Raw genomic sequence first — 23,451 nt, forward strand, 5'->3', positions numbered from 1 at the left:
CCATCGGTTCGACGGAACACGGAAAGAGGCAGCATGAGCGCGACGAACACCCCCTCGGCGAACACCCTGGAGGGGCGCACCGCCGTCGTCACCGGTGCCGGAGCTGGGCTCGGCCGGGCCGAGGCGCTGGCACTCGCGGCACTCGGCGCCAATGTGGTGGTGAACGACGTCGGTCCGTCGGCCGAGGACGTGGCCGCCGAGATCAAGGCCCTCGGAACCGGGGCGGTGGCCGTGACCGGTGACGTCGGCGACTGGTCCATGGGCGACCGCCTGGTGCAGGCCGCCGTGGAGAGCTTCGGCAGTCTGGACATCGTGGTCAACAACGCGGGCGTGCTCCGCGACAAGATGCTGTTCAACCTCACCGAGTCCGACTGGGACGACGTCATCCGGATCCACCTCAAGGGGCACGCCGGAATCTCCCGCGCCGCCGCCGTGCACTGGCGCGCCGCGAGCAAGGCCTCGGGCGCCCCGGTCTACGGCCGTGTGGTCAACACCTCGTCCGAGGCCTTCCTGTTCGGCGCCCCCGGTCAGCCGAACTACTCCGCGGCCAAGGCCGGCATCACCGCGCTGACCCTGGCCACCGCGCAGGGCCTGGCCCGCTACGGCGTACGCGCCAACGCGATCTGCCCGCGGGCCCGCACCGCCATGACCGCCGAAGCCTTCGGCGAAGGCGCGACCGCGCCCGGCGGCCTCGACATCATGGCCCCCGAGCGCGTCGCCACCCTGGTGGGCCACCTGGCCTCACCGGCCTCCGACGAGATCAACGGTCAGGTCTTCGTCGTCTACGGCGACATGGTCGCCCTGCTCGCCCCGCCCACCGTGGAACAGAAGTTCACCGCCGCGGACGGCACCTTCACCCCTGCGGAGCTCGACGCCCAGCTGACCCCGTACTTCAAGGGCCGCGACCCGTACCGGACCTACGCCGCCTACAGCGTCGCCGGACTCGACACGACGGGTACGCAGCCGACCCGCTGAACCGACGGGCGCACCCGGCCGGAGCGCCGGCCGGGGTCTGCCGGCGTCCGGCCCCTCCGTCGACCGGGCTCAGCCGGCGTCCGGCCCAGGGGCGAGCAGCAGGTGGCACGCCATCCGCAGGTCGGCGTCCGCCTCCTGCGGGGTGAGCCGCTCGTTGAGCCGCGACTGCAGAACGCCGTACCAGAGCAGGACCAGCAGCCGCAGACGGGTGATGTGGTGGTCCGTGGGCTCCTCCACCTCCCAGGCCCGCAGCAGCAGGCCGATGAACCCCGAGTCGATCCTCGCCAGGTCCGGGACGGTCGAGGCGCGGGCGGCGTTCGCCGACTGGATCATCGCCGTGGCGAGCGCGGGCCGGCGCAGCAGATTGCGGGTGGCGCTGCCCAGCGTCTCGAACACGGCGTCCTCGGGCGAGGTGCCTGCCGGCCGCTCGGGCACCCGGGCCGCGAATCCCTCGATCTGGTCGGCCATCAACGCGGTGAACAGATGGGTCTTCGAGGGGAAGTACCGGTACAGGGTGGCGATGGCGACCCCCGCCGACCTGGCGACCTCCTGCATCTGTACCCGCTCGAGACCCGTCGTGGCGGCGATGTCCGCCGCCACCTTCAAGATGCTCTGACGGCGGGCGCGCTGCCGGGGCGAACTGGGCTCGGCCCCGGCCCTGGCCTCGGCGATTCTGGGCACGCGTTCCCTCCCGGAGCTCGGTGGTGTCTACAGCTGCACAGACAATACGCCGGGCCCGGCCACGCGTCAGGTGCGTCCGCCCCGCCGTACCGGTCAGCGGGACCTGCCCCGCCGGGGCCCGGCCCGACGGGGTCTGCTGAGACCGCACACCACCGAGCGGCAGGAGAGCACCCCATGCGGGACGGCCGGCAGGACTGGGACGCCACCCACGACGTGATCGTCGTCGGATCAGGGGCGGGGGCGATGACCGGGGCCCTGATGGCCGCCGGGGACGGCCTCGACACCGTCGTACTGGAGCGGACGGCGCTGCTCGGCGGCACCTCCGCCTACTCCGGGGCAGCCTGCTGGCTGCCCGGCACCCAGGTGCAGGAACGCGCCGGGCTGGGCGACTCCACCGAAGCGGCCGGCGCCTACCTTCGGGCCCTGACCGACGACTCCGAGGCGGAACGCAGGGACGCCTTCCTGCGCCACGCCCCCGAGCTGGTGGCCCGGCTCGAACGCGACCCCGCTGTCGAGTTCGAGTGGCGCCCCTTCCCCGACTACGTGGCGGCCCCCGGACGGATGGACGCAGGCCGCTCCTTCGTCCCGCTGGACCTCGCGCCGGAGCTGCTCGGCGACCTGCTGCCCCTGGTACGTCCGGCGATCGACCGGGACCGCGCGGGCCTGGGCCACCGGGACGGCGCACCGCTGAGTGCGGGCCGCGCCCTGATCGGCCGCCTCCTGCTCGCGGCCACCCGCACCGGGAACGCGCACGTGCGCACCGAGCACCACGTCACCGGCCTCGTCACCGAGGACGGGCGGGTCACCGGCGTCGAGGCGCGGACGCCGGACGGCACGGTTCGGGTACGGGCACGGCGCGGCGTCCTGCTGGCCGCGGGCGGTTTCGAGGGCGACGACGGCCTGCGCGCCGAGCGCGGGGTGCCGGGCAGGGCCGGATGGAGCATGGCGCCGCGCGGAACCAACACCGGAGAGCTGCTGCGGGCCGCCGTCGCGGCCGGTGCCGCCACCGGACTCATGGACGAGGCCTGGTGGTGCCCGGGCACCGAACTCCCCGACGGAACGGCCGCGTTCACCCTCGGCCTGCGAGGTGGCCTCGTCGTGGACGGCTCTGGGCGGCGGTTCGCCAACGAGTCGTTGCCGTACGACCGCATGGGCCGTGCCGTCATCGCGGCCGGGGGAGCGGACACGCCCGTCCACCTGATCTTCGACTCCCGCGAGGGCGGCTCCCTGCCCGCCATCACGGTGCCCCCCGCCGACCCCGCCGCCCACCTGGCAGCCGGCACCTGGGTACGGGCGGACTCGCTGCCGGAACTCGCCGCGCTCATCGGCGTGCCGGCCGCCACCCTGGCGGACACCGTCGGCCGCTTCAACGGCTTCGCCGCCGCCGGGACGGACGAGGACCACCACCGGGGCGAGGACCCGTACGACCTGTTCTTCGCCGACACCAGGAACGCACCCGGCCCCAACCCGTGCATGGTCCCGCTCGACCGGCCGCCGTACTACGCGGCCCGGCTGGTCCTCGCCGACCTCGGCACCAAGGGCGGTCTGCGCACGGACGCCGACGCCCGCGTCCTGGACACGGAGGGCCGACCGCTGACCGGCCTGTACGCCGCGGGGAACACGAGCGCGTCCTTCACCGGAGGCGTCTATCCCGGGCCCGGCGTCCCCATCGGCACCGCCATGGTCTTCGCCTCCCTGGCCGTACGGCACATGACCGGGCAGCCCTCCGACGCCGCCTGACCGGACCCGGGCATCCCGGCCAGTGGGATGCCCGGGGCACGGCCCCGGAAGAGCGCTTTACGGTCGCGGCACCGGCCAGGACGAGAGAGGTACTCGATGATCGACAAGAACCTGTACGGGCCGTGGGCGGTCGTCGCCGGAGGGTCCGAGGGCGTGGGCGCCTCGTTCGCCGAGCAGCTCGCCGACGCCGGGATCAACCTGGTCCTCATAGCCCGCAAGCCGGTTCCGCTGAACGAGACCGCCGACCGCGTGCGTGCCAAGGGTGTCGACGTCCGCACGCTGGAGCTCGACCTGCTCGCCCCCGGGGCCCCGGCCGCTGTCCGCGAGGCCACCGACGGTCTCGAGGTCGGCCTGCTGATCTTCAACGCGGGAGCCAACAGTTACGGCCACGAGTTCGTGACCGGCGACCTGAGCCGCGTCCAGGGCGTCCTGGACCTCAACATCACCGCGCAGCTCGCCCTCACCCATCACTTCGGCGCCCTGATGAAGGAACGCGGCCGGGGCGGCATCATGCTGGTCGGCTCGCTCTCCGGATACCTGGGCCAGGCGCAGATCAGCGTCTACTCGGCGGCCAAGGCCTTCAGCCGGGTCTTCGCCGAGGGCCTGTGGCTGGAACTGCGCCCACACGGCGTGCATGTCCTGGAACTCGTTCTCGGAGTGACCCGGACCCCGGCCATGGAGCGCGCCGGGCTGCGCATGGACCTGCCCGGACTGCGCGTCGCCGAGCCGGACGACGTGGCCAGGGAGGGGCTGGAACACCTCGCCGACGGGCCCGTCCTGGTCGCCGGCGGCAATGCCGGGGCGGCGGAGAAGCGCAGCGGGTTCCCCCGCGCCGGCCTTGCTCTCGCCGCCCACGAGGCGTCCAGGAAGATGCTGCCGCCCTCGTCCTGACATTCCATCAGCACCCCACCGCGGCAGGCATGTTCCGCGCAGACCGTCCGTCCCCTCCCGGAGAGCAGATGAGCGAAACCGAGCATCCCCTCACGATCCCTGCCGCCCTCGACCTCGCCGCGGCACGGTACCCCGGCCGGGAGGCGGTCGTGGACGGTGATACGAGGCTGACCTGGAGGCAGCTGCGGGACCTGGTGCGGGCGACCGTGAAGTCGCTCGTCGCGCTCGGTACGCGGCCCGGTGACCGTATCGCCGTCTGGGCGCCCAACAGCCACCGCTGGGTCGTCGCGGCACTCGCCACCACGTCGGCGGGCGCTGTGCTGGTCCCCGTCAACACCCGTTACAAGGGTGCCGAGGCGCGCCTGCTCCTGCAACGCAGCGGCGCACGGCTGCTGTTCGTCGAGAACGGCTTCCTCGGCAAGGACTACCTGTCCATGCTGACCACCGGGGACGACGGAGCGGCGGAGTCCCGGCCGGCCGCACTGGAACAGGTGGTGACCCTTGATGCCACCACCCCGTCCGGCACCCTGCCCTGGGAGGAGTTCCTCCGGCGCGGAGCGCACCTGCCCGACGCCGAGGCGGCGGCACGTACCGCCGCCGTACAACCCGACGACCCCTCCGACCTGCTCTTCACCTCGGGCACGACGGGCCGCCCCAAGGGCGCCATGACCACGCACCGGCAGAACCTCGCCACGTACTGGGCCTGGAGCGGCCGGACCGGAGTCACGGGCGACGACCGCTACCTCGTCATCAACCCGATGTTCCACTGCTTCGGCTACAAGGCCGGCGTTCTCGCGTGCCTGCTGCGAGGCGCCACGATGGTGCTGCAACCGGTGTTCGACGTGGACCGGGCCCTGCGCACCGTCGAGGCCGAGCGGATCACCGTACTGCCCGGCCCGCCCACGATCTACACGGAGCTGCTGGACGCGCCGGGCCGGGACCTCTTCGACCTGTCGTCGCTGCGGCTGGCGGTGACCGGCGCGGCCGTCGTGCCGGTCGCCCTCGTCCGGCGGATGCGCGCCGAGCTCTTCCCCGAGGTGCTCACCGCCTACGGACTGACCGAGACCTGCGGCACGGTCACCGTGTGCTCGGCGGACGACGACGCCGAGACCGTGGCCCTGACCGCGGGACGTCCCATCGACGGCACCGAGGTACGTGTCGCCGACGACGGGCGGCGCCCGCTGCCGGCCGGGCAGGACGGCCGGATCCTGGTGCGCGGCTACCACGTGATGCACGGCTACCTCGACGATCCGGAGGCCACCGCGGCAGCCGTCGACGCCGACGGCTGGCTGGACACCGGAGACATCGGCCACCTCGACCCGCGCGGCAATCTCGTCATCACGGGACGCTCCAAGGAGATGTTCGTGGTCGGCGGATTCAACGTCTACCCGGCGGAGGTCGAGCAGGTGCTCGCCGGCCACGACGCCGTCGCCGAGGCCGCCGTGGTCGGGATGCCGGACGCGCGCCTCGGCGAGGTCGGACGCGCGTACGTGACGCTCCGACCCGGCGCGGGTGCGCAGCCGGACGAGCTCGTCGGCCACTGCCGCGACCGGCTCGCCAATTTCAAGGTCCCCCGCGAGGTCGTGGTCCTCGGGGCCCTTCCGCGCAACGCCACCGGAAAGGTGGACAAGGCCGCCCTGCGGACGGTCTGACCGACACGCCTCACCGGGCGACAAGGCTATGGAGGACGCACTGTGGGCAACGAGGTTCTGGAATCGGTACGCGCCCTGCTGCCGGCCATCGAACAGCGGGCGGCCGCCACCGACGAGGCGCGGCGCATCCCGGACGCGACGATCCGTGAGCTCTCCGGGGCCGGCGTGTTCCGGATGCTCCAGCCGGCCCGGTTCGGCGGCCTGGAGGGCGATCCGGTCGACTTCTACCGGGTCGTGCGGGAGATCTCCGCCGTGTGCTGCTCCACGGGCTGGGTGGCGTCGGTGCTGGGCGTCCACCCCTGGCAGCTGGGCCTGTTCCCCCAGCAGGCGCAGGAGGACGTGTGGGGTGAGGACCGGGACACGCGTATCTCCTCGTCGTACGCCCCCGTGGGGCGGCTCACCCCCGTCGAAGGCGGCTACGAGCTGGCCGGCCGGTGGAGCTTCTCCTCGGGCTGCGAGCACGCCTCGTGGGCGCTGCTCGGAGCCCTCGTCGTCGGGGCGCAGGGGCGGCCGGTGGACTTCCTCACCGTCCTGGTGCCCCGGTCCGACTACCGCATCGAAGACATGTGGGACGTGGTCGGCCTCCGCGGCACCGCCAGCAACGACGTCCTCGTCGACTCGGCCTTCGTGCCCGCCCACCGGGTGCTCCGCAACTACGAGCAGGCACAGCTGAAGGTACCGGGACAGCAGGTCAACCCGGGGCCGCTGTACCGGCTGCCGTTCGGCGCGATCTTCACCAGCGCCGTCACCGCACCGGTGATCGGGGCCGTCTCCGGCGGTTACGCGTCGTATGTGTCGCGGATGAAGGAGCGGGTGCGGCTCAGCCTGGGCGGCGGCAGCTTCGCCGAGGACCCGTTCGCCCAGGTCGCCATCGCGCGCGCCGCTTCCGACATCGACGCGACCGTGCTGCAGATGGACCGGAACCTGCGCGAGCTGGCCGAACTCGCGGCCGCGGGACGGGAGATACCCATGGAGCTGCGGCTGCGCACCCGGCGCGACCAGGTCCGGGGAACCGAACGGGCCGTCGCCGCGATCGACCTGCTCTTCAAGACCGCAGGCGGCAACGCGCTGCGGCGCGGCAACCCCGTCGAACGCGCCTGGCGCGACGCCCACGCGGGCAGCGTCCACGTCGCCAACGACGTGGAGCGCGCCCTCGCCATGTACGGCCGCGGAGCCTTCGGCCTGACGGTCGAGGACAACCTGGTCTGACCTCGCGGCCGCAGGACGTCAGCCCTTGCGCTCGCGGAGCGCCGCGCGCGCCGGGAGGGTGACGGCGAGCAGGGCGAGCCCCACCGCGGCCGCGGCGAAGGACCCGTACACGAGCGGGGGCACGTACGGGGACTCGCCGGTCAGGCCGCGCGTCATCGGGATCAGCGTGGCCGCGGCGATTGCCGTGCCCAGGACGATGCCGGCCACCGCCACCAGGAGGCCTTCCCAGCGCAGCATGTCCATCACCTGGCGCCTGGTGGCGCCGACGAGGCGGAGCACGCCGAGCTCGCGGCGCCGGTCGAGGACGGTCATCACGAGGGTGTTGGCGGCGGCGACGGCGGCGAAGCCGCCCAGGACCCCGGCCATCGTGTAGTTGGCCCAGGCGTTGAGTTCGCGGTCGGTGGTCCGTCCGACCGCGTAGCCGGAGGCGTCGGTGACCACGCCCAGCGGGGCGAGGGCCTGCGCTTCCCCGCCCCGGACCAGCAGCATGCTGTCGAAGCCCTCGGTGACGTGGCCGGCCAGCGACGCACGGTCCATGGTCACGGTCGCGAGGCCGAGCCCGCGGCCGTACACGGCGACGATCTCGGGGCTGGTCCTGGTGCCGTCCGGGAGGTACATCGGCAGCTTGTCGCCGACCTCGGCCTTCGCGGAGGTGGCCAGCGTCCTGTCGATCGCGATCCGGCCCTCGCCGATCCGGTCCAGGCGGCCGCTGCGTACGTCGAGGTCCTGCACCTGTTGGAGCTGTGCACCGGTGCCGGTGATTCCCTGGGCCGCCGAGCTCTGCAGCCACCGGTCGCCTCCCGACCCGACGGGCACGAGCACCTGCGTGTCGAGCAGGCCCACGGCCGCTTCGACGCCGGGTGCGCGGGCGGCCCGGTCGAGGGCGTCGGTGGGCAGCCCGGCGGGATGTGTGACGACGTGATCGGCGGTGATGCCGGCGCGCAGCTGATGCGCGGCGACATGGCTCTCGCTCGTGTGCATGAAGACGAGCGTCGAGGCGAAGGCCATGGCGAGCACGATCGGGGTGATCGCGGAGGCCAGCCGGCGGGCGTTCGTACGGGAGTTGGCGGCTGCGAGCTCGGCCGCGGGGCCGCGGCGGTGCAGCGCGACCCCGAACAGCAGCGCGCACAGCCGCGCCACCAGCGGGCCGAGCAACGCGACGGCGAGCATGAACAGCATGACGACGCCCAGGGCGGCGTTGGCCGCGTCGTCCCCGGCGGAACGCGCGGCGACGCCGGTGAGGAACCCGCCGCCCGCGAGGGCGGCCAGGCCGAGCACGGTACGGACCACACCTGGTCGCAGCCGCTCCACCGAGGCCTCGGTGAGCGCCTGCCCCGGCTTGATCCTCGCGGGCCGGCGCCCGGCCGACCAGCCGGCGACGAGCGCGGTCAGCAGCCCCGTGCCGACGGCGGCCACCAGCGGGATCCAGGAGACGTGCAGGTCCACGAGGGCCGGGACGGCCCCGCGATCCTTCAACTGACCGAACCACCAGTGCGCGAGACCGATCCCGGGCAGACAGCCGACCAGCCCGGCGAGCGGCGCGACGAGCAGCGCCTCGGAGGCGACCGCGCGGCGGATCTGCCGCGGAGTGGCGCCGACGGCGCGCAGCAGCGCGAACTCGCGGGCGCGCTGGGCGACGGACAGCGCGACCGTGCCGGACGCCGTGAAGACGGCGACCAATGTGGCGATCCCGCCGAAGGAGCCGCCGAGCCCGGTGAGCATTTCCCTGGCGTATCCGAGCCCGCGGTCCTCGACGGCGCCGCGGTCGTCGCCGGTGTGTACCTCGGCACCGGAGCCGGCGAGGGCCTTCTGCACGCCGGCGGCGAGGGCCGCGGTGTCTTCGGGGGACGCCCCGCCCTTCGCGAGTACGGCGATGGCGTCGGCCTTGCCGGGATGCCCGGCGAGCACGGGGGACTGGGCGTCGGTGAACCAGCCGGTGGCGCCCTCCGGGGCGTCGCCGGCTCCGGCCTCCGCCAGCCCGGAGACGCGGAAACCGGCGCGCCCGGTGGCGGTTTCGAGCGTGACGGTGTCGCCGACACCTGCCTTCGCGTCCCGTGCGGCGGCGGCGTCGAGCACGACCTCGCCGGTACGGGGAGCGGTGCCGGAGGTGAGCGCGGCGCCGGTGAAGGCGTGCGATCCCCAGCCGTGGCCCGTGAGCGCGCCGTCGCCCCGACGCACCGGGAACGTGAAGTCCGGCACCGCAGCCTCTGTGCCGGGTGCGCGGGCCGCCCTGCCGGCCAGCGCGACATCCACGCGCGCGGTGTCCGGCAGCAGGTCCGCCGACTCGGAGCGGCTGTCGCCGCTGCCCGTGACGAGGCGGGCGTACTGGTCCGCCGCCGCGATGACGGGTGCCTTCGCGTACCGCTGGGCCGGCACCGACGCGCGGGCGCCCGTCTCCAGGAGGATGCCGCAGGCCGAGACGATCAGTGCCGCCATCATCAGCGCGACGAAGGTGCCGGCGAACGACGCGGGTCCGAAGCGCACGGCCGCGCGGGCGAGACCGTTGGGCCTCATGCCACGGCCCCCGCCATCGTGCCCGTACGGGAGGAGAGGCCGGCCATGCGCGCCGCGATCTGCTGCGCCGAGCCCCGGTCGAGGCCGCCGGCGAAGGCGCCGTCCGCGAGGAACAGCACGCGGTCGGCCCAGGCGGCCGCGGCCGGGTCATGGGTGACCATGACGACGGTGGCGCCGAGGGCATCCACCGCGTGCCGGAGCAGGCTGAGGACCTCGCCTGCGGTGACGGTGTCGAGGGCGCCGGTGGGCTCGTCGGCGAAGATCACGTCCGGGGCGGTGACCAGGGCGCGGGCGATGGCCACGCGCTGTTGCTGGCCGCCGGAGAGCTCACCGGGCCGGCGTTTCGCCTTGCCGGTGAGGCCGACCTGCGTGAGGACCGCCTCCGCCCGGCTGCGGTCCTGGCGCTGCCCGGCGAGGCGCATCGGGAGCAGCACGTTCTGTTCCACGGTGAGGGAGGGCAGCAGGTTGAAGGCCTGGAAGACGAAGCCGAGGCGGCTGCGGCGCAGCTCGGTGAGCTGGTTCTCGCGCATGCCGGTGATCTCCGTACCACCGAGGCGCACGGAGCCGGCCGACGGCCGGTCGAGGCCGGCGGCGCACTGCAGGAACGTGGACTTGCCGGAGCCCGACGGTCCCATGACAGCCGTGAACGTGCCGCGTGGCAGGGCGAGATCGATGCCTGCGAGGGCGTGCACGGTGCCGGCGCCACGTCCGTACTGCCGCCGGACGCCGCGCAGTTCGACGGCGAATCCGGATGCGCCCCGGGCCTCCGGCCGGTCGTCCGTCTGCTGTCGTTTGCCGCCGCGCAGCCTCATGTCCGTCCTTCCGCGATCTTCCGAGCCGATGATTCGACGCTACGGATCACGGTGCGGAGGGACCATGGCGGCTGCTGGCGGATCCGGGGTGGGGATAACCCGAGTCCGGGGGCGGGCGGCGGTGGCCCCCGGTGGGCTCGCGCCGTCCTCCGCCCCACCGCGCCGAGGGCTTCGGCGGCCCTGGAGCGCATCTGGACGAAGAACAGCCGGCGGTGCCGGACGGCGGCGATCCGCTCCCGTCCGGCTGCCGCAGTCACGCCGCCCGGGGCCGCGCGGCACGCGGGCCGCCGCCGTACGTCCGTCCCGTCCGGGACGGACGTCGCGCGTCCCCGCGCTGCTCACCCCGGCTCGCCGGCCGCTTTCGCCGCCAGATAGCGGGCGGGGAACTCGCCTCCGCCGTGCACCGCGAGGTCTGCCCCGTTGATGTACGCGGACAGGCCGCCCGCGAGGAACAGGCAGGCGCGGGCGACGTCCCCCGGCACGGCCATCCGTGCCATCGGGATGACGCCCGCCACCGCCGCCCCGCCGTCCGCACCGTAGACCGACGCCGCACTCTCGGTGCGGATCAGCCCCGTGGTGATGTGGTTGACCCGGACTGCCGGTGCCCACTCCAGGGCCAGCGCCTTGGTGAGGGCCAGCAGCCCGGCCTTGGCGGCCGTGTAGGCCGCCGTGCCGGGCTGCGGGTCCTGGCCGGAGACACTGCCGATGTTGATGACCGAACCGCCGCCGTCCTGGTCCCGCATGACGCGGTGGGCCGCCTGCGCCGCGTAGAACGGCGCGAGGAGGTTGAGCGCGACGATCTTCTCCACGAAACGCGGGGAGACGGTGGCCGCGTCGGCGTCCGGGGAGCCGCCCGCGTTGTTGACGAGTACGTCGAGCCGGCCGAAGCGTTCCACGGCGGCGTCCACCAGCGAGGACGCCGCCGCCGGATCGCGCACATCGGCGGCGACGAAGACGGCCCGGCGGCCACCGGCCGCGGGCAGAGTCTCCGGGGTGTTGCGGCCGCAGACCACCACGTCCGCCCCGGCCCCGAGGAACGCCGCGGCGATGGCGGCGCCGATGCCCTTGGTGCCGCCGGTGACCAGCACCACGTGCCCCGTGAAGTCCAACGGGTGGTCGATGTCCATGGGTTGCGCCCTTCTCTCCGTCTGCTGGAACTGCTCAGTGGGCGGTCAGACCGAGCCCGGCGGCGAGCCGGGCCCGATGGTGGGCAGGCGGCCCGAACAGCTCGCCCGCCCCGTGTGCCCGCTTGAAGTAGCGGTGTGCGTCGTGCTCCCAGGTGATCCCGATCCCGCCGTGCAGCTGGATCATCTCGCCGGCCACCGCCGAGAACGCCTCGGAGCAGACGGACTTTGCGACGGCGGCGGCCCGCGGCAGCGCGGCCGGGTCCTCGTCGGCGGTGAACGCCGCGCCCAGCGCCACCGAACGCGCCGACTCCACCAGGACGTAGGCGTCCGCCAGCCGGTGCTTGACCGCCTGGAACGAGCCGATGGGCCGCCCGAACTGGACCCGGGCCCCGGCGTACTCGACGGTGAGCTCCAGGCAGCGCTCGGCTGCGCCCACCTGTTCCGCGGCGAGTGCCGTGCACGCCAGATCCCGCACGTGCTCCAGGTACCGCCCGCCGTCGCCGTCCACGCCCAGCAGGTGTCCCTCGGCGCCGTCGAGCACCCACCGGGCCTGGGCCCGGGTCTCGTCCATGGTCACGAGGGGCTCCCGCCGCACCCCGGCGGCGTCGGGCGCCACCTCGAAGAGCGACACCCCGTGTGGCGTACGGGCCGCGACGAGCAGGACGTCGACGCCAGGCCAGTCCAGCACGTACTCCTTGGTGCCGGTGATCAGATGGCCGCCACCGGGCCCCGGGACCGCCGCGGCGCGTATCGCCTGCTGGTCCCAGGAACCCTGCTCGGCCCAGGCCAGGGCGCCCACCGAGGTGCCGTCGGCGAGGCCCGGCAGCAGCCGTCCGCACGCCTCCTTGTCACCGGAGGCCAGCAATGCCCCCGTCGTGAGCACCGCGGAGCCCAGACACGGCAGCGGGCTCAGGCTCCGGCCCAGCTCCTCCATCAGCACATGCATGTCGCGGGCGCCGCCGCCCGCCCCGCCGTACGCCTCGGGCACGGCCAGACCGGCCGCTCCGATCTGCTCGGTCAACGGCACCCAGCCGGAAGTGGCTTGATGCTGCGTCAGCAGCGACCGTACGGCCGATCGCAGCTCGCCCTGTTCCTGCGTGAGCCTCATCGGGCCGCTCCCATGACGCGGGCCCGGCAGGCGGCCGGGGTGCCCCACGCGTCGCGCAGCGGCCGGGCCTTGCGGATCCACAGGGACAGGTCGAGTTCGTCGGTGTAGCCCACGGCGCCGTGCAACTGGAGGGCCGTGCGCGCCGCCCCGTACGCGGCCTCGCCCGCCGTGACCTTGGCCGCGGCGATGTCGAGGCCCGCCCCGTCGTCGCCGGCGGCGAGCGCGAGTGCGGCGCCGTGCACCAGTGGTTCGGCGAACTCCAGGGCCAGCAGGGTGTCGGCCAGCCGGTGCTTGACCGCCTGGAAGGATCCGATCGCCACCCCGAACTGGGTGCGCTGCGTGACGTATTCGACGGTCCGGGCCAGCAGGGTCCGGCCGACCCCGAGTGCCTGGGCCGCCGTGACGAGTGCGGCCACATCGGCCGCGTACGCGGCGGCGGCGGCCACCGCGGGACCCTGGGCGAGGGCCGGCCCGTCCGACGGCCGCGACAGCCGCCGTCCGGGGTCGGCCGAGGGCTGCACGGGGCCCGGCCGACCGGCGGCGAGGCGCAGGGTGTCGCCGTCCACCACGAACACGGCGTCGGCCATGTCGGCATCCAGGGCGTACGGGCCGAGCGAGGTCAGCCGGAGCGAGGCGACCGATGTGCCCGAAGCGATGCCGGGCAGCCTGTCGGCTGCGATGCCGTCGTCGCCGAGCCGGTTCAGCAGGGCTGCCGCCGCGACCGTCTCGACCAGCGGTCCGGGGACCGCGTGGCGCCCCAGCGCCTCGAAGGCGAGGGCGAGTTCGAGGGGCAGTGGGCCGAATCCGTCGTACTTCTCCGGTACCGCGAGCGCGAACACCCCGGCCTCGGCCAGCCGGGCCCAGACGGCTCTTCCCGGGCCGTGATCGCCGGCGGCCCAGGACCGTATCGCGGCCGGGGTGTCGCAGGAGGTGAGCAGGCCGTCGAGTGAGCGGGCGAAGTCCCGCTGCTCGGCGTCCAGGAGGAAACGCATCAGCGGCGTCCCTTCGGCAGGCCGAGCAGCCGCTCGGCGATGATGTCGCGCTGGATCTCGTTGGTGCCCGCGTAGACGGGACCGGCCAGCGAGAAGGTGTACCCCTCGGACCAGCTGCCGTGGTCCGGGGATTCGGCTGCGTGGTCGGCCAGTTCGCCGTAGGGGCCGAGCAGGTCGAGTGCCGTCTCGTGCAGGGCGATGTCGAGCTCGGACCAGTAGATCTTGTTGAGGCTGGAGACGGCCCCGGCGGGTCCGCCCTCGCCGTGCAGGACCTTGGAGGCCCCGGCGTAGGAGAACAGCCGGTAGGCGCGGGCCCCGATCACCGCGTCGGCGACCCGGTCGCGCAACGCCGTGTCCGCCGGGTCGCCGTACGCGCGCCACAGGGCGGTCAGGCGGTCGGCGGCGGCCGTGAAGCGGCCCGGGCTGCGCAGCGTGAGCCCGCGCTCGTTCCCGGTGGTGCTCATCGCGACCCGCCAGCCCTGGCCGGGCTCGCCGATGACGTCCTCGTCCGGTACGAACACCTCGTCCAGGAAGAGTTCGGCGAAGGCGGGCTTCCCGTCGAGCCGTCCGATGGGCCGTACGGTGACACCCTCGGCGTCCAGCGGGAACATCAGATAGGTCAGACCCCGGTGCGGCCGGTCCGCGTCCGGGTCGCTGCGGAACAGGCCGAAGGCCCGGTCGGCGAAGGCTGCCCGGGAGGACCAGGTCTTCTGGCCGCTGATCAGCCAGCCGCCCCCGGTCCGTACGGCCGTCGACTTCAGGGAGGCCAGGTCCGAGCCGGACTCCGGTTCGGACCAGGCCTGCGCCCAGATGACCTCACCGCGTGCCATCGCGGGCAGGACACGGGCCCGCTGCTCGGCGGTGCCGTGCTCGAAGAGGGTCGGGGCCAGCAGATTGATGCCGTTCTGGCTGACCCGGCCGGGAGCCCCGGCCGCGTAGTACTCCTCCTCGAAGACCATCCAGCGCAGCAGGGAGCCTCCGCGCCCGCCGAACTCCTCGGGCCAGGAGACCACCGACCAGCGGTCGGCGGAGAGGGTGGCCTCCCACTCCCTGTGGGCGGCGAAGCCCTCGGCCGTCTCCAGGGACGGCAGGGGAGCCGCCGGGACGTGAGCGGCCAGCCAGTCGCGTACCTCGGTACGGAACGCCTCGTCGACTGCGTCGAAGTCGAGGTCCATCAGGCGCCCGCCTCCTTCATCGCCCGGATGTCCATGCCGCCGAGCGCGTCCGGTGCGGTCTCGGCGTTGTGCGCGTGCGCCAGGTGGTGCAGGCCGAACACCGAATCCATGCCGGTGTGCATGCCCTGCAGGTCCTCGGCCTGGTTGACCGCGCGCTTGGTCAGGGCCAGGCCCATACGCGGCATCTCCGCGATGCGCAGCGCCAGTTCCTGGGTGCGGTCGGCCAGTTCGTCCCGGGGGACGACGCGGTTGACCATGCCGACCTCGTACGCGCGCCGGGCGCTCATCCGGTCGCCGGTGAAGAGGAACTCCTTGGCGATCCGTGGTGGCATCACCCACGGGTGGGCGAAGTACTCGACGCCGGGGATGCCCATCCGCACCACGGGATCGGCGAAGAAGGCGTCCTCCGAGGCCACGATCAGGTCGCACACCCAGGCCAGCATCAGACCGCCCGCCACACACGCGCCCTGTACGGACGCGATGACGGGTTTGGGCAGCTCCCGCCAGCGGCGGCACATCCCCAGATACACCTCGGACTCGCGGGCGAAGCGGCTCTCCGCGCCCTCCTTGTCCGAGTGGTCCCACCACAGGCCCGCCCGGCGCTCGAACGGCAGGTGCGCGTCCCGCTCCGGGGTGCCGATGTCATGGCCGGCGGAGAAGTGCCTGCCCGCCCCGGCCAGGACGACGGTCTTCACCTCGCTGTCGTCGGCCGCGCGGTAGAACGCCCGGTCCAGGGCGTAGGTCATCGCGGAGTTCTGCGCGTTGCGGTAGTCCGGCCGGTTCATGGTCACCGTCGCGACCGGGCCCTGCTTCTCGTAGCGCACCGGTTCGTCATGGGCAGCAGACATCGGCCCCTCCTTCCCTAACAAGTGTTTGGTAGATTAACGTACCCCCATGAGCAGCGTCGAGGAGTTCCGCACCGAGATCCGCGGCTGGCTGGCCGCCCATCTCACCGGTGCCTTCGCGGGCCTTCGAGGCCGCGGCGGACCCGGACGTGAGCACGAGGCCTTCGCCGAACGGCTGGCCTGGGAACGGCACATGGCGGCCGAAGGCTGGACCTGTGTGGGCTGGCCCGAGGAGTACGGGGGCCGGGGCGCGACCATCGAGCAACAGGTCGCCTTCCACGAGGAGTACGCCCTGGCCGACGCCCCCGCGCGGGTCAACCACATCGGGGAGCAACTGCTCGGCCCGACCCTGGTGGCCTTCGGCACACCCGAGCAGCGGGCCCGTTTCCTGCCGCCGATCGTCGCCGTCGAGGAGCTGTGGTGTCAGGGCTACAGCGAGCCGGACGCCGGCTCCGACCTGGCGAACGTACGGACCCGCGCCGAGCGGGACGGCGAGGACTGGGTGGTCACCGGGCAGAAGGTCTGGACGTCACTCGCCCACGACGCCCAGTGGTGCTTCGTCGTCGCCCGCACCGAGGCGGGCTCCACCCGGCACGCGGGACTGTCCTACCTCCTGGTCCCGCTCGACCAGCCAGGTGTGGAGATACGGCCCATCCAGCAGCTGACCGGCACCTCCGAGTTCAACGAGGTCTTCTTCGACGGCGCCCGCACGCGTGCCGCGCACATCGTCGGCGAACCCGGCGACGGCTGGCGGGTCGCCATGGCCACCCTGGGCTTCGAACGCGGCGTCTCCACCCTCGGCCAGCAGGTCGGCTTCCGGCGCGAGCTGGAAACCCTGATCGGCCTGGCCCGGCGCAACGGCGCCGCCGACGACCCGCTGATCCGCGACCGGCTCGCCCGCGCCTGGACGGGACTGGAGACCATCCGGTGCAACGCCCTGCGCATGCTCGACGGCGTCGCGGCCGGCGCACCCGGCCCCGAGGCGTCCATCGGGAAGATCTTCTGGGCCACCTGGCACCGGGAACTCGGCGAACTCGCCATGAGCGTCCTGGGCGCAGGCGGCATGACCGCCCCCGAGGCGCCTTATGAACTCGACGACTGGCAGCGGCTGTTCCTGTTCTCCCGCTCCGACACCATCTACGCCGGGTCCAACGAGATCCAGCGCAACATCATCGCCGAGCGCGTCCTCGGCCTGCCCAAGGAGATCCGCCCGTGACCCCGCAGCCGCCCTATGTACCGGGCCACTCCCTCCTGGCCGGACGCACCGCGGTGATCACCGCCGCCGCGGGCGCCGGGATCGGCGGAGCGACCGCGCGCAAGTTCCTGGAGGAGGGCGCCCGGATCGTCATCGGCGACGCCCACGAACGCCGCCTGAAGGAGAGCGCCGCCGCCCTGGCGCAGGAGTTCGGCGCCGACAACGTCTCAGCACTGCCCTGTGACGTCACCGACCAGCAGCAGGTCGACGCCCTCTTCGCGCTCGCCGCGGAACGCCACGGCGGTCTCGACATCGTGGTCAACAACGCCGGTCTCGGCGGTACCGCCGACCTCGTCGACATGACCGACGACCAGTGGGCGAAGGTCCTCGACGTCACCCTGAACGGCACCTTCCGCTGCACCCGCAGCGCCCTGCGCCACTTCAAGGACCGCGCCACCGGCGGCATCGTCGTCAACAACGCCTCCGTGATCGGCTGGCGCGCCCAACGCGGCCAGGCCCACTACGCCGCCGCGAAGGCCGGTGTCATGGCCCTCACCCGGTGCGCCGCCCTGGAGGCGGCCGACTTCGGCGTACGCGTCAACGCGGTCGCCCCGAGCCTGGCGATGCACCCGCACCTGGCGAAGGTCACCACACCGGAACTCCTCGCCGAACTCACCGAGCGCGAGGCCTTCGGCCGGTACGCCGAGCCCTGGGAGATCGCCAACGTCATCGTCTTCCTGGCCAGCGGCTACTCCTCGTACATGACCGGGGAGACCGTCTCCGTCAGCAGCCAGAGGGCGTGAACGCGATCACCCCGAACCCCAACGCCGAGCGGCGTGCCGAACTCCTCGCGACCGCTGCCGGGGTGTTCGCCGCCCAGGGCTACAACGCCACCACCGTCCGCCGCATCGCGGACGAGGCGGGGATGCTCGCGGGCAGCCTCTACTACCACTTCGACTCCAAGGAGTCGATGCTCGACGAGATCCTCTCGGCCTTCCTGGACGAACTGTGGACCGGTTACGACACGGTCCTCGCCGCCGGACTGGGGCCGCGCGAGGCCATCGGGGCGCTCGTCACCCAGTCCTTCCGGCAGATCGACCGGCACGGCCCGGCGGTGGCCATCTACCAGCGGGAGTCCAGGCACCTGTCCGCCCAGCCCCGCTTCGCCTATCTCGCCGACTCCCAGCTGAAGTTCGAGAACGCCTGGCTGCGCACGCTGGAACGCGGAGTGGCCGAGGACGCCTTCCGCAGCGACCTGGACGTCCGGCTGGTCTACCGCTTCGTCCGCGACACCGTCTGGGTGGCCGCCTCCTGGTACCGCCCCGGCGGCACCCACAGCCCGGAGGAGATCGCCCGCCAGTACCTGTCGATGGTCCTCGCGGGCATCACCACCAGGACCTGATACACCCTCACCTCACTTACGAAGGAGCAGTCATGGCCGAGGCCTACATCGTCGAAGCGGTACGCACCCCGGTCGGCCGGCGCAAGGGCGGTCTCTCCGCCGTCCACCCCGCCGACCTCGGTGCCCATGTCATCAAGGCCCTGGTCGAGCGCAGTGGGATCGACCCGGCCGCGGTGGAGGACGTCGTCTTCGGCTGCCTGGACACCGTCGGCCCCCAGGCCGGGGACATCGCCCGCACCGCCTGGCTCGCGGCGGGTCTCCCCGAGGAGGTGCCCGGCACCACCGTCGACCGGCAGTGCGGCTCCTCCCAGCAGGCCGTCCACTTCGCCGCCCAGGGCGTCATGTCCGGCACCCAGGACCTGGTCGTCGCGGGCGGCACCCAGAACATGTCGATGATCCCCATCGCCTACGCCAGCCGCCAGGCCGCCGAACCCCTGGGCCTGACCGACGGCCCGTACGCCGGTTCCGAGGGCTGGCGCGCCCGCTACGGGGACGCGCCCGTCAACCAGTTCCACGGTGCCGAACTCATCGCGGAGAAGTGGGGCATCTCCCGCGAGGACATGGAGCACTTCGCGCTCCGCTCGCACCGGCGGGCCGCCCGCGCCATCGACGAGGGCCGGTTCGCCCGGGAGACCGTCGCGTACGGCGACGTCACGGTGGACGAGGGGCCGCGCCGGGACACCTCGCTGGAGAAGATGGCCGGCCTCAAGCCCGTCGTCGAGGGCGGCCGGCTGACCGCCGGTGTCTCCTCGCAGGTCTCCGACGGCGCCTCGGCGCTGCTCATCGCCTCCGAGCGGGCCGTCGCCGAGCACGGCCTCACCCCGCGCGCCCGCATCCACCACCTCTCCGTGCGCGGCGAGGACCCGATCCGGATGCTGTCGGCGCCCATTCCGGCCACGGCGTACGCGCTGAAGAAGGCCGGGATGTCCATCGACGACATGGACCTGGTCGAGATCAACGAGGCGTTCGCCCCGGTCGTCCTGGCCTGGCTGAAGGAGACCGGTGCCGACCCCGACAAGGTCAACGTCAACGGCGGCGCCATCGCGCTCGGCCACCCGCTGGGTGCCACCGGCGCCAAGCTGATGACGACCCTGCTCCACGAACTGGAGCGCACCGGCGGCCGCTACGGTCTGCAGACCATGTGCGAGGGCGGTGGTCAGGCCAACGTGACCATCATCGAGCGGCTCTGACGGAAGGGACAGCCGGCCGGACCGGCTCCGCTTCGCGGGGACGGTCCGGCGTGTGCCGTCATCCCCGGGCGAGCGCCACGAACGCCGCCCACTCCATTCGGCCGACCCGCAGAGCGGGGCCGTCGCCGGCGGCTTTGGAGTCCCGTACGTGGACCGAGCTCCGGGCCACGGCCACCTCCACGCAGTCGCCGCCACCCGATCCGCTGTAGCTGCTCTTGAACCAGCCCAGTTCGTCCGGGTTCCCGGTTCCGTGCCCCATGATCATGTCGCTCCCACCAGCCGTTCGATGAACCGCGCAGACTCCGGACCATTCAGTGCCTGTGAACGCAGCTTGCCATATCTGGAGTCGAACTCGCTGATGACGGCCGGCTCGCTGACGATGCACCCGACCTCCTGCGATTCGATGTATCCCAGCCGCCGGAAGTCCGTTGTCCCGAGCAGGACGAATGCGCCGTCGAGGCCGACATGGAAGCCAACACCCGTCGGCATGACCTGAATCTCTACGTTGCGCAATCTGCCCAGCTCCAGCAGGTGCTCCCACTGCCCTCTGACGACCCCGGGGCCGCCCACAGGGTTTCGCAACGCCTCCTCCCCGATGATGAACGACAGCTCCGCCATCGGATCCCGCGTCAGCAGCAGCTGGCGCGCCAGCCTTGCCTCCGTGTGCTGATCCACGGTCTCCTCGCTGAACGGCGGACAGTGCCCGGCGAACACCGCGCGTGCGTACGCCTCCGTCTGCAACAGCCCCGGCACCAGCAGCGGATCGTACGAGAAGCGGCTCAGCACGGCCGCCTCGATGGCCGCGAAGTTGCGGAAGAATCGGGGGAGCTTCGCGCGGTCCACCTCGGGCTGGAGCACGTCCAGTACGCCTCCTGCGTCCACAGCCTCCTCGGCAGCCCGGGTGAACGCTGCCTTCGCAGGCCGACGCCCCTGCTCCACCGAGGCGACCTGTTCCATCGAGTAGCCGATGGCGGCGCCCAGCGCCGGCTGGGTCAGCCCCGCCCGTTTGCGCAGATGGCCGAGGAGGGCGCCATAGGCCACCCACACGCCCGGCAGGTCCTGGTCCTCCCTCGCCTGCGCCGCACCGCCGCTCTTCGTCCCCGGCACCGTCCTCACGCCCCTCTCCGTCACCGCTTTTCCTCCGCCCGCCCGTCGTCTCCACGGTCATCGGTTCGGCCTCGACGGGGACAGGTTCAACGGGAGGGTGTGCCCCCGGACACGGCCGCGACCCGTACAGGACCCGTACATGTACGCGAGGGGGCCGCTCGCGTCTCCCGTACCTCCCCGACCCGTACGGTAGTTGTGCCTGGGCTCGTCGAGGCGCACGCTGCCCGTTGGGGGTGCTTCGTCTGCGACGCTTACACCAAGTGCGTCTGGGCAGAGGTGCCTTGCGGGACGTGACCCGCGCCGGGAGGCTCCGGCGGTGCTGCGAAACTTCATCAGGCGTCCATTTCTACCTGGCGCCCGGAAAGGAAACGATGCACGCGAACGAGGCAGCCAAGACCCCCGGGGAGAACAAACGCTCCTCCGGCACCGCGAGGACCGTGGCGCCGCGTGGAAGAACGCCTGCCGGGCTGTCCGTGCTGCAGAGCACGGTGGGCAACGCCGCCGTCATCCAGAGGCTGCGGCAGGCCGGCCACCCCTGGACGCAGGAGGAGCACCAGCACGGTGTGGGCTGTGGTCACCAGCAGGCCGAACAGCCGGCGGTACAGCGGTCGGCCGTTCACGATGTCCTGCGCGCCCCCGGTCGTCCTCTCGACGACGCCACCCGCACGGATATGGAAGCGCGGCTCGGGGCCGACTTCTCCGCTGTGCGCATTCACACCGACAGCGCTGCCAGGACATCGGCCGCCGAGGTCGGCGCCCGTGCCTATACCTCGGGCAACCATGTCGTCATCGGTGACGGTGGCGCTGACAGGTACACCCTGGCGCACGAGCTCACGCACGTGATCCAACAGAGCAAGGGCGCGGTCGCAGGTACGGACAACGGCGCCGGGCTGAAGGTCTCCGACCCCTCCGACCGCCACGAACGCGAAGCTGTGACCAACGCCCGACGGGTGATGGGCGGGCCCAGCCCCCTCCAGCGGACGGCATCCGCTCGTGCGGACAGAACGGCCCGGCGCCCGGACGTGACCACCACCACCGCTGTGCAGCGCGTCCACTACGAGCAGGGAGACGAGGTCACGGCCCATCCGGGCTTCACGGTGACCTTGCAGGCGACACTCAACGGGACGCCCATCGGAACGTTCAGCAGCGAGACCTCCGCATACTCGCCCATGGACCACGCGGAAGATCAATTGCTCGACGAAATCGATGCGGCCGTGGGGGGTCTTTATGGAAAACCTCAGGTCAGCGCGGCGTTGGCGACAGGCGGCCAGGCGCACACGCTCTTGATCGATCTCACGGCGAGTCCGTGCTCCAGCACCCACGGAACGACGACCAAGACAGACGCGGAAGGCTGCGCCGAGAGGCTCAGCGAGTTCGCCAGAAACGGCTACATGGGCCACACCTTCGACATCACGGTGATCGCCCACCACCTGTACGGCAGAAGCAATGCGTCCCGGGAAGCTTCCACCCGGGCCGTCAACGACATGAGGGCGGCAGGGATCACCGTGCAGTGCCCGGGTGCCTGAACCGGGATGGCCACGAAATGGGGGCGCCCCGGAACGAGGACGGGGCGCCCCTCGTGTGTCCGTGAACTCCCTGGTCGGGGACCTGCGGACTGATGGCACCTGCGCGTGCGGCCACGCTCGGAATGCCGAGCCGTGCGCACCGAACCTAGACATCTGATGTCTGACCTTAACTAGAATGCGGCACCATGAACATCGAACCGCCCGCCGCTCTCGTAGGCGCCTATGCCGCCCTGCCCACCCTGCGCGCCGACCAGGAACACTTCTACGAGGGACTCGCCGACCGGAAGATCGCCGACGGGCTGGAGATCCCGTACCGCGACGGGCTGGGGGAGGACGTTCCATGGCTGGCCGCACAGTTGCGCGGCCGCTTCACCCGTTCCGTGCTCACGCTGATCCCTGGCACGATGGCGCGCGTCGGCGCCTGGGATGCCTTCGGCCTCGCCTCCGCGGACCCCGACGGCCGGCAGGCGGCGCTCGGGTTCCTCCGGGAGGCCCGCGCCGCCGTCGAGGAGTTGAACCAGCTCACCGGCGAGCAGTCGGTCTCCGTCCTCCACATCCACACCGCGCCCTCCACGACCGCCGTAGCGGAGATGTTCGCCCGCTCCCTCGACGAGATCACGGCGAGCGGACCCGCCGCGGGTACCTGGTCCACCCGGCTCGTGCTGGAGCACTGCGACGCGTACGCGCCGACCGTCCCGGGCGAGAAGCGGTTCCTGGCGCTGGAGGACGAGATCCCACTCGCACGCGAAGGGGGGATCGGCATCGCCGTCAACTGGGGCCGTTCGGCGATCGAGGCGCAGGACCCCGGCCGGCCGCTCGCCCAGATCACCCGGCTCGCCTCCGAAGGCCTGCTGGAGGGCATCATGTTCTCCGGTGCGGGCCCGGACGCCAACGAGTACGGGGGGCCGTGGGCCGACGCGCATCTGCCTCTCACCGAGGACGAGCCCGCATCCCTCATGGACGCCGATGAAGTGCGCCGCTGCCTCCGCGCGGCCGAAGGCGCGCTCTCCTACGCGGGGGCGAAGATCCAGGTTCCCGGCGCTGCCACGGTCGACGAGAGGCTCGCGATGGTGGGCCGGGTCATGCGGCTCCTGCCCGGGCGTGGAGTCGCGCCCGCCGGGGCCACTGCGCGCCCCTGAGTCCGCCGCGCCTGACGGAGCCCGGCAGCACTCGGCGACGTGCGGGCAGCCGTCGACGCGTCAGAAGAGGCGGTGGGACGCACGCGAGCAGGGCGCGGTAGCGCAGGAGCTGGCGGAACTGGTCCCGCAGCAGCGCGGGTTCGTCCTGGTCCTCCAGGGCGCGGATCGGGT

The 23,451-nt window shown here is 72.6% G+C and carries 21 protein-coding genes; 11 read left to right on the forward strand and 10 right to left on the reverse strand.

Going from position 1 to position 23,451, the window contains the following annotated elements; all coding sequences use genetic code 11:
- Nucleotides 1-33: 33 nt before the first annotated feature.
- Nucleotides 34-975: a 3-oxoacyl-ACP reductase gene (locus ABT025_RS31565; RefSeq protein WP_351001899.1), complete on the forward strand. Its 942-nt coding sequence runs from the start codon at nucleotides 34-36 to the stop codon at nucleotides 973-975.
- A 69-nt stretch (nucleotides 976-1,044) separates the two neighbouring features.
- On the opposite strand, the gene ABT025_RS31570 is transcribed toward ABT025_RS31565, so the two are convergent.
- Nucleotides 1,045-1,656 carry a TetR/AcrR family transcriptional regulator gene (locus tag ABT025_RS31570; RefSeq protein WP_351001901.1) on the reverse strand — a complete coding sequence of 204 codons (612 nt, stop codon included), beginning with the start codon at nucleotides 1,654-1,656 and terminating at the stop codon, nucleotides 1,045-1,047.
- A 174-nt stretch (nucleotides 1,657-1,830) separates the two neighbouring features.
- Here ABT025_RS31570 and ABT025_RS31575 point away from each other — a divergent pair, with 174 nt between their 5' ends.
- From ABT025_RS31575 to hsaA, 4 genes are all read left to right on the forward strand, one after another.
- Nucleotides 1,831-3,396 carry an FAD-dependent oxidoreductase gene (locus ABT025_RS31575; RefSeq protein WP_351001903.1) on the forward strand — a complete coding sequence of 522 codons (1,566 nt, stop codon included), beginning with the start codon at nucleotides 1,831-1,833 and terminating at the stop codon, nucleotides 3,394-3,396.
- Nucleotides 3,397-3,492: 96 nt separating this feature from the next.
- On the forward strand, nucleotides 3,493-4,287 hold the full coding sequence (locus ABT025_RS31580) for an SDR family NAD(P)-dependent oxidoreductase (RefSeq protein WP_351001905.1): 795 nt from the start codon (nucleotides 3,493-3,495) through the stop codon (nucleotides 4,285-4,287).
- A 68-nt stretch (nucleotides 4,288-4,355) separates the two neighbouring features.
- Nucleotides 4,356-5,939 carry a FadD3 family acyl-CoA ligase gene (locus tag ABT025_RS31585; RefSeq protein ID WP_351001907.1) on the forward strand — a complete coding sequence of 528 codons (1,584 nt, stop codon included), beginning with the start codon at nucleotides 4,356-4,358 and terminating at the stop codon, nucleotides 5,937-5,939.
- Nucleotides 5,940-5,981: 42 nt separating this feature from the next.
- On the forward strand, nucleotides 5,982-7,148 hold the full coding sequence (gene hsaA, locus ABT025_RS31590) for a 3-hydroxy-9,10-secoandrosta-1,3,5(10)-triene-9,17-dione monooxygenase oxygenase subunit (protein WP_351001909.1): 1,167 nt from the start codon (nucleotides 5,982-5,984) through the stop codon (nucleotides 7,146-7,148).
- A gap of 18 nt (nucleotides 7,149-7,166) precedes the next feature.
- On the opposite strand, the gene ABT025_RS31595 is transcribed toward hsaA, so the two are convergent.
- The 7 genes from ABT025_RS31595 to ABT025_RS31625 form a co-directional block, all read right to left on the reverse strand.
- Nucleotides 7,167-9,662 carry an ABC transporter permease gene (locus ABT025_RS31595; RefSeq protein WP_351001911.1) on the reverse strand — a complete coding sequence of 832 codons (2,496 nt, stop codon included), beginning with the start codon at nucleotides 9,660-9,662 and terminating at the stop codon, nucleotides 7,167-7,169.
- Entirely contained in the window at nucleotides 9,659-10,474 is an 816-nt protein-coding gene (locus ABT025_RS31600; protein WP_351001913.1) for an ABC transporter ATP-binding protein, read from the reverse strand. The genes ABT025_RS31595 and ABT025_RS31600 overlap by 4 nt, the downstream gene beginning before the upstream one ends.
- A 338-nt stretch (nucleotides 10,475-10,812) precedes the next feature.
- Nucleotides 10,813-11,601: an SDR family oxidoreductase gene (locus tag ABT025_RS31605; RefSeq protein WP_351001916.1), complete on the reverse strand. Its 789-nt coding sequence runs from the start codon at nucleotides 11,599-11,601 to the stop codon at nucleotides 10,813-10,815.
- A 34-nt stretch (nucleotides 11,602-11,635) separates the two neighbouring features.
- A complete protein-coding gene (locus ABT025_RS31610) occupies nucleotides 11,636-12,709 on the reverse strand; it encodes an acyl-CoA dehydrogenase family protein (RefSeq protein ID WP_351001918.1) in 1,074 nt (357 codons plus the stop codon).
- Entirely contained in the window at nucleotides 12,706-13,701 is a 996-nt protein-coding gene (locus ABT025_RS31615; RefSeq protein WP_351001920.1) for an acyl-CoA dehydrogenase family protein, read from the reverse strand. Before ABT025_RS31615 ends, ABT025_RS31610 begins: the two co-directional genes overlap by 4 nt.
- Nucleotides 13,701-14,876 carry an acyl-CoA dehydrogenase family protein gene (locus ABT025_RS31620; protein WP_351001922.1) on the reverse strand — a complete coding sequence of 392 codons (1,176 nt, stop codon included), beginning with the start codon at nucleotides 14,874-14,876 and terminating at the stop codon, nucleotides 13,701-13,703. The genes ABT025_RS31615 and ABT025_RS31620 overlap by 1 nt, the downstream gene beginning before the upstream one ends.
- Nucleotides 14,876-15,724: an enoyl-CoA hydratase gene (locus tag ABT025_RS31625; protein WP_351001924.1), complete on the reverse strand. Its 849-nt coding sequence runs from the start codon at nucleotides 15,722-15,724 to the stop codon at nucleotides 14,876-14,878. The genes ABT025_RS31620 and ABT025_RS31625 overlap by 1 nt, the downstream gene beginning before the upstream one ends.
- A 46-nt stretch (nucleotides 15,725-15,770) precedes the next feature.
- Here ABT025_RS31625 and ABT025_RS31630 point away from each other — a divergent pair, with 46 nt between their 5' ends.
- The 4 genes from ABT025_RS31630 to ABT025_RS31645 are packed head-to-tail and all read left to right on the forward strand — an operon-like array spanning nucleotide 15,771 to nucleotide 19,508.
- The gene (locus ABT025_RS31630; protein WP_351001926.1) at nucleotides 15,771-16,937 is read left to right on the forward strand and encodes an acyl-CoA dehydrogenase family protein; all 1,167 of its coding nucleotides are present in this window, start codon (nucleotides 15,771-15,773) and stop codon (nucleotides 16,935-16,937) included.
- The gene (locus ABT025_RS31635; RefSeq protein ID WP_351001928.1) at nucleotides 16,934-17,719 is read left to right on the forward strand and encodes an SDR family oxidoreductase; all 786 of its coding nucleotides are present in this window, start codon (nucleotides 16,934-16,936) and stop codon (nucleotides 17,717-17,719) included. Before ABT025_RS31630 ends, ABT025_RS31635 begins: the two co-directional genes overlap by 4 nt.
- 5 nt (nucleotides 17,720-17,724) lie before the next feature.
- The gene (locus ABT025_RS31640) at nucleotides 17,725-18,318 is read left to right on the forward strand and encodes a TetR/AcrR family transcriptional regulator (protein WP_351001940.1); all 594 of its coding nucleotides are present in this window, start codon (nucleotides 17,725-17,727) and stop codon (nucleotides 18,316-18,318) included.
- A 32-nt stretch (nucleotides 18,319-18,350) separates the two neighbouring features.
- Nucleotides 18,351-19,508 carry an acetyl-CoA C-acetyltransferase gene (locus ABT025_RS31645; protein ID WP_351001930.1) on the forward strand — a complete coding sequence of 386 codons (1,158 nt, stop codon included), beginning with the start codon at nucleotides 18,351-18,353 and terminating at the stop codon, nucleotides 19,506-19,508.
- A gap of 58 nt (nucleotides 19,509-19,566) precedes the next feature.
- Here the strand turns inward: ABT025_RS31645 and ABT025_RS31650 are convergent, their stop codons facing one another.
- Nucleotides 19,567-19,767, reverse strand: a complete 201-nt coding sequence (locus ABT025_RS31650) for a DUF397 domain-containing protein (protein ID WP_351001932.1) — start codon at nucleotides 19,765-19,767, stop codon at nucleotides 19,567-19,569.
- 2 nt (nucleotides 19,768-19,769) lie between these two features.
- Nucleotides 19,770-20,615: a helix-turn-helix domain-containing protein gene (locus tag ABT025_RS31655; RefSeq protein ID WP_351001934.1), complete on the reverse strand. Its 846-nt coding sequence runs from the start codon at nucleotides 20,613-20,615 to the stop codon at nucleotides 19,770-19,772.
- A 290-nt stretch (nucleotides 20,616-20,905) separates the two neighbouring features.
- Here ABT025_RS31655 and ABT025_RS31660 point away from each other — a divergent pair, with 290 nt between their 5' ends.
- A complete protein-coding gene (locus tag ABT025_RS31660; RefSeq protein ID WP_351001936.1) occupies nucleotides 20,906-22,141 on the forward strand; it encodes an eCIS core domain-containing protein in 1,236 nt (411 codons plus the stop codon).
- Nucleotides 22,142-22,326: 185 nt separating this feature from the next.
- A complete protein-coding gene (locus ABT025_RS31665) occupies nucleotides 22,327-23,280 on the forward strand; it encodes a DUF4862 family protein (RefSeq protein WP_351001938.1) in 954 nt (317 codons plus the stop codon).
- The last annotated feature ends 171 nt before the right edge of the window (nucleotides 23,281-23,451 follow it).

The sequence above is a fragment of the Streptomyces sp. NPDC002809 genome (assembly GCF_040295435.1).
Lineage (GTDB): Bacteria > Actinomycetota > Actinomycetes > Streptomycetales > Streptomycetaceae > Streptomyces.

Bases quoted from the DNA above. Each gene is read 5' to 3' on its own strand.
- ABT025_RS31645 (WP_351001930.1), top strand. From the start codon at position 18,351: ATGGCCGAGGCCTACATCGTCGAAGCGGTACGCACCCCGGTCGGCCGG.
- ABT025_RS31605 (WP_351001916.1), bottom strand. From the start codon at position 11,601: ATGGACATCGACCACCCGTTGGACTTCACGGGGCACGTGGTGCTGGTC.
- ABT025_RS31665 (WP_351001938.1), top strand. From the start codon at position 22,327: ATGAACATCGAACCGCCCGCCGCTCTCGTAGGCGCCTATGCCGCCCTG.
- ABT025_RS31615 (WP_351001920.1), bottom strand. From the start codon at position 13,701: ATGCGTTTCCTCCTGGACGCCGAGCAGCGGGACTTCGCCCGCTCACTC.
- ABT025_RS31620 (WP_351001922.1), bottom strand. From the start codon at position 14,876: ATGGACCTCGACTTCGACGCAGTCGACGAGGCGTTCCGTACCGAGGTA.
- ABT025_RS31575 (WP_351001903.1), top strand. From the start codon at position 1,831: ATGCGGGACGGCCGGCAGGACTGGGACGCCACCCACGACGTGATCGTC.
- ABT025_RS31585 (WP_351001907.1), top strand. From the start codon at position 4,356: ATGAGCGAAACCGAGCATCCCCTCACGATCCCTGCCGCCCTCGACCTC.
- ABT025_RS31610 (WP_351001918.1), bottom strand. From the start codon at position 12,709: ATGAGGCTCACGCAGGAACAGGGCGAGCTGCGATCGGCCGTACGGTCG.
- ABT025_RS31650 (WP_351001932.1), bottom strand. From the start codon at position 19,767: ATGGGGCACGGAACCGGGAACCCGGACGAACTGGGCTGGTTCAAGAGC.
- ABT025_RS31595 (WP_351001911.1), bottom strand. From the start codon at position 9,662: ATGAGGCCCAACGGTCTCGCCCGCGCGGCCGTGCGCTTCGGACCCGCG.
- ABT025_RS31600 (WP_351001913.1), bottom strand. From the start codon at position 10,474: ATGAGGCTGCGCGGCGGCAAACGACAGCAGACGGACGACCGGCCGGAG.
- ABT025_RS31630 (WP_351001926.1), top strand. From the start codon at position 15,771: ATGAGCAGCGTCGAGGAGTTCCGCACCGAGATCCGCGGCTGGCTGGCC.
- ABT025_RS31580 (WP_351001905.1), top strand. From the start codon at position 3,493: ATGATCGACAAGAACCTGTACGGGCCGTGGGCGGTCGTCGCCGGAGGG.
- ABT025_RS31625 (WP_351001924.1), bottom strand. From the start codon at position 15,724: ATGTCTGCTGCCCATGACGAACCGGTGCGCTACGAGAAGCAGGGCCCG.
- ABT025_RS31565 (WP_351001899.1), top strand. From the start codon at position 34: ATGAGCGCGACGAACACCCCCTCGGCGAACACCCTGGAGGGGCGCACC.